The organism is Corallococcus interemptor, assembly GCF_003668875.1.
Lineage (GTDB): Bacteria > Myxococcota > Myxococcia > Myxococcales > Myxococcaceae > Corallococcus > Corallococcus interemptor.
The window spans coordinates 16283-27187 of the sequence record NZ_RAWM01000124.1; the positions used below are offsets into that span (position 1 = coordinate 16283).

10 protein-coding genes and 1 pseudogene are annotated in these 10905 nt (G+C 70.8%); all 11 read right to left on the reverse strand.

What is annotated here, in order from left to right; all coding sequences use genetic code 11:
- Positions 1–33: 33 nt before the first annotated feature.
- Entirely contained in the window at positions 34–2856 is a 2823-nt protein-coding gene (locus tag D7X96_RS41245; protein ID WP_370450198.1) for an FHA domain-containing protein, read from the reverse strand.
- 4 nt (positions 2857–2860) lie between these two features.
- A complete protein-coding gene (locus D7X96_RS31175; RefSeq protein WP_120546687.1) occupies positions 2861–3751 on the reverse strand; it encodes a type II secretion system F family protein in 891 nt (296 codons plus the stop codon).
- Positions 3752–3764: 13 nt separating this feature from the next.
- On the reverse strand, positions 3765–4610 hold the full coding sequence (locus tag D7X96_RS31180; RefSeq protein ID WP_120546686.1) for a type II secretion system F family protein: 846 nt from the start codon (positions 4608–4610) through the stop codon (positions 3765–3767).
- A gap of 79 nt (positions 4611–4689) precedes the next feature.
- Positions 4690–5508 carry a Flp pilus assembly protein CpaB gene (cpaB, locus tag D7X96_RS31185; protein ID WP_120546685.1) on the reverse strand — a complete coding sequence of 273 codons (819 nt, stop codon included), beginning with the start codon at positions 5506–5508 and terminating at the stop codon, positions 4690–4692.
- 239 nt (positions 5509–5747) lie between these two features.
- Entirely contained in the window at positions 5748–5987 is a 240-nt protein-coding gene (locus D7X96_RS39700; RefSeq protein WP_147442634.1) for a hypothetical protein, read from the reverse strand.
- A 74-nt stretch (positions 5988–6061) separates the two neighbouring features.
- Complete coding sequence (locus D7X96_RS31190; RefSeq protein WP_121771403.1) at positions 6062–7468, reverse strand: anti-sigma factor family protein; 1407 nt, start codon at positions 7466–7468, stop codon at positions 6062–6064.
- Positions 7465–8112 (reverse strand): RNA polymerase sigma factor, encoded by a 648-nt coding sequence (locus D7X96_RS31195; protein ID WP_120546734.1) that lies wholly within the window; start codon positions 8110–8112, stop codon positions 7465–7467. The genes D7X96_RS31190 and D7X96_RS31195 overlap by 4 nt, the downstream gene beginning before the upstream one ends.
- A gap of 63 nt (positions 8113–8175) precedes the next feature.
- Complete coding sequence (locus D7X96_RS31200; protein WP_120546682.1) at positions 8176–8583, reverse strand: DUF2085 domain-containing protein; 408 nt, start codon at positions 8581–8583, stop codon at positions 8176–8178.
- A complete protein-coding gene (locus D7X96_RS31205) occupies positions 8552–9598 on the reverse strand; it encodes an ABC transporter ATP-binding protein (protein WP_121771404.1) in 1047 nt (348 codons plus the stop codon). Before D7X96_RS31205 ends, D7X96_RS31200 begins: the two co-directional genes overlap by 32 nt.
- Positions 9595–10602, reverse strand: coding sequence for an ABC transporter ATP-binding protein (locus D7X96_RS31210; protein ID WP_121771405.1), 1008 nt, complete (start codon positions 10600–10602; stop codon positions 9595–9597). Before D7X96_RS31210 ends, D7X96_RS31205 begins: the two co-directional genes overlap by 4 nt.
- Positions 10599–10905: pseudogene (locus D7X96_RS31215) on the reverse strand (GspE/PulE/PilB domain-containing protein); the annotation flags it as partial. The gene D7X96_RS31210 and the pseudogene D7X96_RS31215, both read right to left, overlap by 4 nt.

The window sequence follows — 10905 nt, forward strand, 5'->3', positions numbered from 1 at the left end:
GGTCACCGCGTCCTGCTGAGGGGGGCACGGGCCCTAAAGCTCGTGCTCATAGGCTTTTTCCAGCGCGAGATTGTGGCAGCGATGCTCGGCTGTAGGGAAGCGTCTCCGCACGTCTTCGAGGGTCGCCACCGCGTCCCGTCGGCTGCGGAACTGAACCGCCCGCTGGAACTGCATCATCAGCTGCCCGCACCGGTGGTCCAGCTCCGTTGAAATCTGGGCGATTCGCTCCCGGACGTCGTCGTACAGCTCCGGCTTCTCGTCGAGCGCCTCCAGGGTGATCCACGCGGCGCGGTACTCCCGCCACGCCTTGAACAGGTTCTCCGCGCCCACGTCCTTGAGCTCGTAGAAGCGGGTCCCGGCCCGCACGGACTCCCGGGCGGACGACACCAGCTGATCCGGCGGCAGCTCCGGCACCGGGATGATCTCCAGCCGCAGGTTCCAGATGCGCCACGGGTCGCGGCCGGGCGGGTTGAGGGCGTTGTCGAAGAGCAGCTGGTTGTTGGCGTTGCGCCGCAGGAGGCTGGGGGGAAGGACCTGCTCCAGCTCGCGCTCGGCCGTCTGCGCCGTGTCCGGGGGCACCCAGCCCAGGGACACGCCGTTGAGGGACAGGTTGACCTCGTCCCGGGCGATGTTGCTCGCCTGGTAGTGCAGCACGGCCACCGCGCGCGTGGGGGACACGAAGCGGAAGTCGAAGAGCTTGTCGTCCGCGTGGGTCCAGCGCACGCCCTCGCCCAGGCCGAACGAGTCCGCCACCGGCTCCATGCCCAGCGTGGAGGGCTCGCGGCCCGGCAGGCGGATGGCCGAAGGCGCCACGAGCGCCACGAGCAGCGTCACCAGCGCCAACGCGCCCACCGCCGCCAGGGACGCGAGGCCGATGCGTCTGGGCAGCGACTGGCGCTGCCAGAAGAGGAGGACCTTGCCCTGGAGCGTCTTGGCCAGCTGCCGCCGCTGCCGGGCCTTGCTGGCCGCGGAGGGCTCCACCTTCGCCACGACCGTCACCGGGCCGTTGGGCGCGGGCGGGGGGGAGGACAGGACGTCGCCGTCCGCGGCCGGAGGGGACGCGGGGGCGAGCAGGGCCATCTCCTCGAGGAGCGGGCCGGCATCCAGCGTCGAGGCGTCTTGCGCGCGCTCCCGGTCGCCCACGAACGTCGCCGGCTCCGGCGAAGGCGGCGGGACGGGAGGGCTCCAGGAGGGAGCGGGCACCAGGGCGGGAGGAATCGCCGCCGGGCCCGCGAAGGTCCCCGAGGCACGGGTCTCCTCGGGGGCCGAGGAGAGGTCGTCGTCCTGGCCGACGAAGGTCGAGGGCTCCTGGGAGTCCTGCGCGGGAGCAGGCGGCACCGCGATCGCGATGCGCACCGGAGGAGCCACGAGCGGGCTGACCGGCGTGATGGGCCGGAGGTCGAGGACGGTCCGCTCCTCGGGCTCCTCCATCGACGGCGGGGGCAGCGCGGGTGGAGCCTCCTGCACGGGCGGCGCTTCCGGGGTCGCCGCGATCGCCATCAGCGTGCGCTCCTCGGGTTCGTCCAGGTCCGGGAAGGGCAGCAGGAGCGCCGGCGCGGAGGCGGGCCCGAGCGAATCCACGGAGGGAATCGCCATCAGCGTGCGCTCTTCGGGCTCGTCCAGAAGCACCGGCGTCAGGTCCACCACGGCAGGCGGCGCGGTAGGCCGTGCGGGCGGCGGCGGAGCCATGAGCCCCGGCGGCGCCATCACCGGCAGGCCAGACACGGGAGCCGCCGCGCGCGAGGGGCCGTGTCCCAGCGAAGGACGGTTGAGGGCGGGAGCACCGGCCTCCGGCAGGCTCGCGACGCCCTTCCGCTTCTCGGGAGCCGATGGGGCCTGAGCGGCAGGAGCTTCGACCACGGGCATTTCCAGCGCCGTGATGGGGGCGGGCGCCGGGACCGGACCGCCGAGCGCCGGCAGCGCCGGTCCGGACGACCGGGCAGAGGAAGAGCCCGAGGCCTTGTTCGACGCGGAAGCGTCCGGCACCGGAGGACCCGAAACGAGGTTCGGAGCAGCCCCCTGCCCCGGCTTGTTGGCGGGCGGAGCGGCGACGGCGGGCAGCCCCGGCGCGGAGCTTCGTCCCTGCGCGGTGGCGCCCGGAACCGGAGGCGTCGCGGCCGCCTTGTTCGACGGTGACGCCCCCATCGCGGGCAGCCCAGGCGCGGAGGCGCGTCCCGAAGTGGAGGCCCCGTTCACCGGAGGCTTCGCCGGATTCGGCGCGGAGGCCTCCAGCACCGGAGGTCCAGGCCTGGCCGGGGCCGCGCCATTCGGGGGAGCCAGCACAGGAGGTCCCGCCGGAGCCGGAGCCTTCGCGGAAGGCGCCAACACGGGAGGTCCCGCGGGTGCCCTGGCCGGTGTCTGGACCGACGGCAGGTCCGGGACGGAGCTGCGCTGCGGCGGGGCGGCCGGCCTCGCCATGGCCGGCATGGACTGCTGGTAGCTCGTGGGCGCCGCTTCGATCTCCGCGAGCGAGGCCTGCTCCAGGCCCTGCGGAGACACCCTGGCGTTGGGCGGCGCGAGCACCCGCCGGATGGGCCGGGTGACGTCGTCGTCATCCTCCGGCGCCACCCACACGAAGGTGAACTCCACCGGCCCCACGGTGATGCGGTCGCCGTCGCGCAGCTGCTTCTCGCCGGCCAGCGGCTGGCCGTTCAGCTGCGTGCCGTTCGCGCTGCCCACGTCCTCGGCGAAGTAGCGGCCGCCCTTCGCCGTGATGCGGGCATGACGCCGGGAGACACCGTGGTCATGCAGCACCAGGTCGTTCTCCGAGGTCCGGCCGATCTTCACCTCGGCCTGCTCGAAGGCGAGCTCCCTTCCAACCTGGAGCCCCTGGGTGATGGTGAGCAGGATGGGCAGAGGACTAGCCCCCGACGTTGCCGAACATGAACTGGAACACGATGGGCCCGAAGAGCACCATGAACACCGTGGGGAAGATGCACGCGATGAGCGGGAACAGCATCTTCACCGGTGCCTCGCCCGCCAGCTTCTCCGCGCGCTGCGTGCGGTCGATGCGCATCTGCGTGGACTGGATGCGCAGCACCTTGCCCAGGCTCGTGCCCATCTTGTCCGCCTGGATCAGCGCCGTGACGAACGTCGTCAGCGACGGCAGGTCCACGCGCACAATCATGCTCTTGAGCGCCTCTTCACGCGTCTTGCCCATCTTGAGCTGCTTGAGCACCAGCTGCAGCTCTTCACGCAGCGGGCCCTGGCGGCCCTTCTCCACCACCTTCGCCAGCGCGCCCGTGAAGTCCATGCCCGCTTCCACCGACAGCGTCAGCAGGTCCAGGTTGTACGGAAGCGCGCGGCTGATGGCCAGGTGACGGCGCTTCACCTGATCGTTCAACCAGATGAGCGGATAGAACAGGCCCAGGAGCATCACCAGGAGCGACCAGGCCAGGTTCATCCCGATGCCGTTGACGACGAACAGGCCGGCCAGGAGCGCGAAGAAGGCGCTGACTTCCTGCAGCGCCATGATGTCCTCGGGCTTGTACTGCGACGGCTCGCCCGCCTTGATCAGCTTGCGGCGCGTCTTGGACTCGTAGCCCGGCCACATGAAGCGCCGGTTCATCGCGCCCAGCTTGCGGATGGCGACGGAGCCCGCGCCCTTCATGCCGCCCGCGGACTCGTCCCGGACCTCCGTGAGGAAGCGCTCCAGGATGTTGGTGTACAGGCCGATGCCCAGGAACGCGACCGCGCCCGCGGTCAGCAGCGCCGAGCCGCCCATCAGCAGATATGTCAGGACCTCCTGCATGGTGCGCCTCGTTTCAGATGTCGATGTTGACGATGCGCCGGATGATGAGGATGCCCATGATCTCCATGATGGCGATCAGGGTCACCAGGATGTAGCCGAAGATGTGGTTCATCATCGGCTCCATCAGGTCCGGACGCATGTAGTTGAGCACCATGCCCAGCACCGCCGGCATGGCCGCGACGATCCATCCCTGGAGCTTGCCCTGGGACGTCAGCGCGTCGATCTTGCCCTCCAGACGGAAGCGCTCGCGGATGACCGTGGAGATGGTCTCGAACATCTCCGCCATGTTGCCGCCCAGCTGGCGCGCGATGTTGGTGGACACCACGACCAGCTCCAGGTCGTCGCTGCCCACGCGCTTGCCCATGTTGATGAGGGCCTCTTCCAGGGGCACGCCCAGCTTCACTTCCTTCACGAAGAGGCCGAACTCCTGGGACAGGGGCGGCATCGCCTCGCGCGCCACGTGCTCGATGGCCTGCGGGAACGTGAGGCCGGCCTTGAAGGCGTTGGCCATGGCCTGCAGCGCGTCCACCAGCTGCACGTTGAACTTCTTGATGCGGCGCTTGCGGTAGTGCTTCACGAGCAGCATCGGCAGGAAGAAGCCGAAGATGGTCGAAAGCACCGCGAGGATGGGGTTGAAGATGATGTAGCTGAGGATGCCCAGAAGGCACATGCAGGCGATGTTGAGGATCAACATCTGCCGCGCGTCGATGAACAGGAACATGTCGCTCAAGTCGTTCATCGACTTGGCGACGTACCGCTCCTGGTACTGCTCATACGCCTTCGACAGGACGCTGAAGATCACCAAGCTGAAGAAGAAAACCGAGCCGGTGACGAGGAGGAGGACGATACCTGCGAGCATGGGCGCGAATCCCCGGGGGATGAGGGAGGGGTGGGCAGGGCCGCTTCAGCAAGGAAGCGAGCGGCCCCGCGCGCGACGACTACGGGGAGCCGGCCGAGGCCTTCTCGCCGCTGCCACTGCCCTTGATGATCTGGATGATCTCCCGGCGCTTCTGCTCCAGCACGCGGGTGCGCTCGCCAGAGAGCAGCGTGCTGATGGTGGCGCGGCCGCGCTCCTCGATGAGGTCCACGTCGTCCTCGTTGCGCAGGGACAGGGTCAGCTGCCCCAGCTCCGCCGCCAGCACGAGGATCTCCGCCTCTTCCGGCAGCACCATCAGCGAGACGTTGTTGTACTCGCGCTGGTTCTCCGGGATGAGGTTGATGTTCGTGGTGCCGGTGATCTTGCCCGTGGCGACCACGATGATGTTCTGCAGCAGCGTCACGGCGACGCTCTCGTCCGTCTGCGGGTCACGGAACGTGCCGATGATGTCCACGTGATCGTTGGGGCGGATCCACCCGCCCACGGACGTGGTCTGCTTCGCCTCGATGGTGATGGCGCGCGCCTTCTTCTGCACCTTGGTGGACAGGCGCTCGGCGGCCTTCGTCGTCTCGAACTGGCTCCAGAGGATGGGGTCGCCGGCCTGCAGCGCCACCAGCACCTTCTGGTTCACGATGTAGTTGGCGGAGTCCGGCTTCACCACCGACGAGGTGACGAACTGCTCCGGCACGGAGCGCTGGGAGATCATCTCGTACGTGATGACCGACCCCTCGGGCATGTCCTGGCCCGCCACCACCACGGGCACCAGGTTCCACCCGCGGCGCACGTCCGATTCCTTCTTCTTGATGGCCGAGTAGGCCACGATGCCCGCGAGCAAACCGAGCACCAGTGCGACGACGAGCGGGGTCTTACCCTTCAACATGGTTCAAGGCTCCAGAACGGTGGGGCGCCGTCGTGGCGGCAGGACTGCTTCGGACGAGGGGGCGATGCCAGGGCGCGAACGGGGCGGAATGTTATCCATGCCCCACAGCAGGTGTCAAAACCACCTCTCGCGACAAAGCGGAATCCCGGGGTCCCCGGAGCCCGCGGAGCCTGCCCGCCCGGCGGGGAGGACGGCTCGAAACACGGGCTGATCCGCTGCCTTCGGAGCCGCTGCGTTCCTCAGGGGAACGGCAGGTTCAGCACGAAATAGAACGAATCGTAATAGATCTGGTACGCCTCGAGGAACAGGTCGATGACGTTGGTCTGACGGTCGTCGGTCCAGCGGATCCGCACCGTGGCGCCGATGACGAGCGCGACGATCAGCACCCAGTTGAGAATCGAGTACTCCACCATGGCCTGGCCACGGCGGGCCCGGCGCGGCGGAGACTTCCGAGGGCTGTTCACGGGGGGAGCGTGCACGTCCTGCCTCATGTCCCCATTATCCAGGACCCGGGCCCCGGACGCATCGGTCATGTGGACTGCCCCGCCCTCCCCTACTGCGAAAGCTTCTTGGACGGAGCGGCCTTGGCCGGGGCCTGAGCCGGAGCCGCGGGGGGCGAGGCCTGACGCAGGCGGCGCTGGGCCAGCTGCGCCGCGCTGGAGCCGGGGGCCTCGGAGATGATCTGCCCGCAGACGGCGGCGGCCTCCTGGGTGCGTCCCTGGACGGACTCGGACTCGCAGAGACGCGAGAGCAGGGCCAGCCGCTCGCTGCCGCTGGCTCCGGCCGCGAGCGCGGCGCGCAGCAGCTGGGCCTCCCGGGCGCGGTCGCCCTGGTCCGCGGCGGCCTGGGCCTGGGCGGACAGGTCGCGCGCCGTCATCGCTCCGGCGGACTTCTCCTGGGGCTTGGGCTTCGCGGCCTCCGTGCTCGGAGCCATTCCGCCGATGGAGCCGGTGGCGGAGGGAGCCGAGGGCATGGTCTGGGCCAGGGGCGCGGACGCCGCGGCCGGCGGGGGCGGAGGTGGAGTCGCGCCCGCCATGGACTGCGGCTCGGCGTCATCCAAGGACAACCCGCGGCCATAGGCCTTGCTGCCCATCCGCAGGGAATCGGCCTTCGCGACCTTGGCCTTATCGGCGCTGCCCTCCGACGCGCGGGCGTCCTTCCGGGCAGTGGCGTAGGCATCCTCGTCGGCCGCCTCCTCCTTCGGAGCCACCGACTCGGCGACCACCGGCGCGGGAGCCGGTTCGAGCGCCGCGAACTCGCCGTCGGCGTCGCGGACGGCCGGGGCGACCTTCTTGCGGGGGGCCTCGGCCTCCGCGCGGCGCCGCTCCAGCAGCGCGCCACCGCCGCCCGCGTTCATCCAGTCCGACGGACGGGCCGCGGCCGTGGAGCCCTTGGGCATCGCCTTCAATTCCGCCTGCTGCCGGTCCGCGACGTTCCGCCTCGGCGCGGCCTTCAGCTCATCGAAAGAACCCTCGGAAGCGCTCAGGTCCAAAGGGGCGGGCGCGGCCGCGACGGGGCTGGGAGCGAGCCTGGCCTGCGTCTCCTCCCTCTTCGCCGCCAGCGCCTCGGTGGGGGCCGCCTTCTGCGACAGGTTCGGCTCCAGCTTGAGGTTCTCGCTCACCGTCAACGTCAGGATGCCGAAGGTGCTCACCGTGGCCAGGCCCACCGCGGGCAAGAGCCAGCGGCGCCAGCGCGAGGGCTTCGGCTCCGGCCCGGCGGCGGCGCGGCGCGCGGACTGCTGGGCGTACGCGAGCAGCGACTCCAGGCCCGCGTCCGGCGCGGGCTCCGACGACAGCTGCGCCATGGTGGTGCGCACGCCACGGATGTCCGCCAGCGCCTTCGTGCAGCGCGCGCAGCCCTGGACGTGCTGCTCCAGCGCGTGGGCCTCCGACGCGGGCAGCTCGCCGTAGGCGAAGTCGAGGAGCCGGTCCTCGTGCGCATGGGCATTCTGGGCATTCATCCCGCCACCGTCCTTCCATCCTCCGACAGGTCGCCGTCCACGCCCAGCTCACCCAGGCGGCGGCGCAGGCCCTCCAGCGCGTAGCGCATGCGGCTCTTCACCGTGTTCTCGGACACGCCCGTCACCTCGGCGATCTCCTTGAACGGGATGCCGCTGTACTCGCGCAGCACGAACACCTCGCGCTGCTCCTCCGGCAGGGCCGCCAGCGCCCGCTCCAGGAGCGGCCGGATGCGGGCGTTGTGCGCGCCCCGCTCCGGGCTGGCCCCGGCATCCGGCAGCCCCTCGCCCAGCGGACGTCCCTCGTCCCCGTCGGCGCCGGCGGCGGGGGCTTCCAGGGACGTCGCCTGGCGGTAGCTCTCTTTGCGCGTGCTGTCCACGCAGAGGTTCCTCGCGATGGTGTACAGCCAGGTCGTGAACCGGGCCTTGGGCTCGTACTCCCGGGCGCTGCGAACCACCTTGAGCCACGTCTCCTGCAGCACGTCCTCCGCCCGCGCCCGGTGGCCCACGAAGCGCAGGATGAAGTTGAACACCGGCGCGCGGTGCTTGCGCACCAACGCCTCGAACGCACGCGCGTTTCCCGCCTGGAAGGCGAGCATCAGCTGCTCGTCTGAGGTTTCGGGTGCCAAACTTCCCCCAGTGCCCATGAAGCCACGGGTGCCATCCCCTTCACCGCCCACGCCTGTAACGGACAGCCGTGCGCGAAAGGTCTATTCCGGCCGTGGCCGCCGGTAAGTGGCGAGAATGACAGGGACCGCAACCCCTGTCACCAGAAGTGCCTGCGCCAGCAGCACCGCCGGCAGCGGGCGCTGCACATGCACGTACAGCGAGCGGCCAAGAGCCACGCCCAACAGGACGCCCGTCAGCGTGCGAAGCCAGTTGGAACCCGACGCGGGCCGGAAGCGTCCCACCGCCCAGTCCACGAGCGCGGGCAGCGTGAGGGCCAGCACCACGGGCACGTCCCGCTCCCACTGGAGCGGCGCCTTCAGCGCGAACAGGCCGGCGAACACGGCCGCGAGCACCGGGTACGTGCCCAGGCATCGCGCGCACACGCGCACGCCCGCGAGCACGTACGTGCGGTTGTACTCATCCGGGTGATGATGGCTGAGCCAGAACACCGGCACCTCCTCCGGACGTGGAATCCGCGGGCACGTCGCGCGAGTCCCCTTCGGCCAGGAAACACGCTGCGGCGTGGCCTCCGCCCAGGGGATACAGCGGCGGGGACTCGCGGCGGCAGCGCTCCATCGCATGAGGGCAGCGCGGGTGGAAGGCGCAGCCGGCCGGCGGCGACAGGGGCGAAGGCGGCTCGCCCGGCAGGAGCAGGCGCGCGCGCGGACGCTCCGGATCCGGCACCGGCACCGCCGACAGCAGGGCCTGCGTGTACGGATGCCGGGGCCCCGCGTACAGCGCGCGCGACGGCGCCACCTCCACGATGCGGCCCAGGTACATCACCGCCACGCGCGTGGACACGTACTCAACAATCTTCAGGTCGTGCGCGATGAAGACGTAGGTGAGCCCGCGCTCGCGCTGCAGGTCCACCAGCAGGTTGACGATCTGCGCCTGGATGGAGACGTCCAGCGCGCTGATGGGCTCGTCCGCCACCACCAGGTCCGGGCGCAACGCGATGGCACGTGCAATGCCGATGCGTTGACGCTGACCGCCGGAGAACTCGTGCGGATAGCGGCTCCGCGCCTCGCGGGGCAGCCCCATGGCGTCGAGCAGCGCCAGCACCTCGTCCTCGCGCGCCTGGCCCTTCGCGAGGCCGTGGATGGCGAACGGCTCCGCGAGGATGTCCTCCACCGTCATGCGCGGGTTGAGCGACGCGTACGGGTCCTGGAAGACGAGCTGCATCTGACGGCGCAGCGGACGCAGCTCACGCTGCGACAGGCCGGTCAGCTCGCGCCCTGCGACGCGGATGGAGCCGGAGGTCGGCTCAAGCAGGCGCAGCACCGCGCGCCCCAGCGTACTCTTGCCGCAGCCGCTCTCCCCCACCAGGCCCAGCGTCTCGCCCCGGGCGACGTCGAAGGACACGCCGTCCACCGCGCGCACCGTGCCGCGCGTGCGGCCCAGCAGGCCGCCCTTCACCGGGAAGTGCACCTTCAGGTCGCGCACCTGGACCAGCGGTTCGCTCATGGCGCGGGCACCGGGTGGTGGCAGGCGGCGGACTGGCCTCCGCGCTTGGGCTCCAACACAGGCGTGACGCGGGCGCACAGCTCCGAGGCGCGGTCGCAGCGGTCGCGGAACGCGCACCCGGACGGCAGCGCGGTGAGCGACGGCACCATGCCGGGAATGGCCTTCAAGCGCTGACGCCCGCCCTCCCCCGCCGAGCCCGCGTCGTGCAGCGACGGGATGGAGCGCAAGAGGCCCGCCGTGTACGGGTGCGCGGGCCGCGCGAACAGCTCACGCACCGGGGCCTGCTCCACGATGCGGCCCGCGTACATCACCGCCACCACGTCGCAGCTGCCCGCCACCACGCCCAGGTCGTGGGTGATCAGCATCACCGCCATGTTGCGCTCGACCTGGAGGCGCTTGAGCAGCTCCAGGATCTGCGCCTGGATGGTGACGTCCAGCGCCGTGGTGGGCTCGTCCGCGATGAGCAGCGCCGGGTCGCACGCGAGCGCCATGGCGATCATCACGCGCTGGCGCATGCCGCCGGAGAGCTGGTGCGGGTACGCGTCCACGCGCTCGCCGGGAGCCGGGATGCCCACCTGCCGCAGCATCTCCACCGCGCGCTCGCGCGCCTGCGCCTTCGTGGCGCCCAGGTGCAGCCGGACGCCCTCGCCAATCTGCTCGCCCACGGTGAACACCGGGTTGAGCGACGTCATGGGCTCCTGGAAGACCATGGCCACGTGCCGGCCGCGCACGCGCCGCATCTCCTTCTCCGGCAGGGCCAGCAGGTCCTCGCCCTTGAAGCGCACCTCGCCGCCCACCACGCGGCCGGGCGGCTGAGGAACGAGCCCCATCACCGACAGCGCCGTGAGGCTCTTGCCACAGCCGCTCTCCCCCACCACCCCCAGCGTGCCGCCGGGAGGGACGGTGAAGGACACGCCGTCCACCGCGCGCACCGTGCCGCGCGGAAGAGACAGCTGCGTGACGAGCCCCCGCACGTCCAGGAGCGGGGCCACGGCGCCGGTCACTTCTGCGCCAGCTCCTCCAGGAACTCCGCCTCCTGGATGAGCCCCTTGCGGATGAGCAGGCGGATGAGGCTCGCGACCATGCGCGCGGGCTTCACCTTCTCCGTGTCCAGGCTGGCTTCTTCACCGCGCGAGATGCGGTCGATGTCGTCCAGCACCGCCAGGTCCTCCTCGGAGAAGTCCGGCTTGGGCGTGAGCGCCACGGACGGCTTCACGCCCTGCGCGGCGCCGCCGAAGAGCACCACCGGCACGCGTGGCTTGCTCGGGTCCTCCGGCTCCGCGGGGGGCGGAGGCGGCGGACGGGCC

What these genes read in the sequence shown, in the direction of transcription:
- D7X96_RS31175 (WP_120546687.1), bottom strand. Translation starts at nt 3,751, where the DNA reads ATGCAGGAGGTCCTGACATATCTGCTGATGGGCGGCTCGGCGCTGCTG.
- D7X96_RS31205 (WP_121771404.1), bottom strand. Translation starts at nt 9,598, where the DNA reads ATGAGCGAACCGCTGGTCCAGGTGCGCGACCTGAAGGTGCACTTCCCG.
- D7X96_RS31180 (WP_120546686.1), bottom strand. Translation starts at nt 4,610, where the DNA reads ATGCTCGCAGGTATCGTCCTCCTCCTCGTCACCGGCTCGGTTTTCTTC.
- cpaB (WP_120546685.1), bottom strand. Translation starts at nt 5,508, where the DNA reads ATGTTGAAGGGTAAGACCCCGCTCGTCGTCGCACTGGTGCTCGGTTTG.
- D7X96_RS31195 (WP_120546734.1), bottom strand. Translation starts at nt 8,112, where the DNA reads ATGGGCACTGGGGGAAGTTTGGCACCCGAAACCTCAGACGAGCAGCTG.
- D7X96_RS31190 (WP_121771403.1), bottom strand. Translation starts at nt 7,468, where the DNA reads ATGAATGCCCAGAATGCCCATGCGCACGAGGACCGGCTCCTCGACTTC.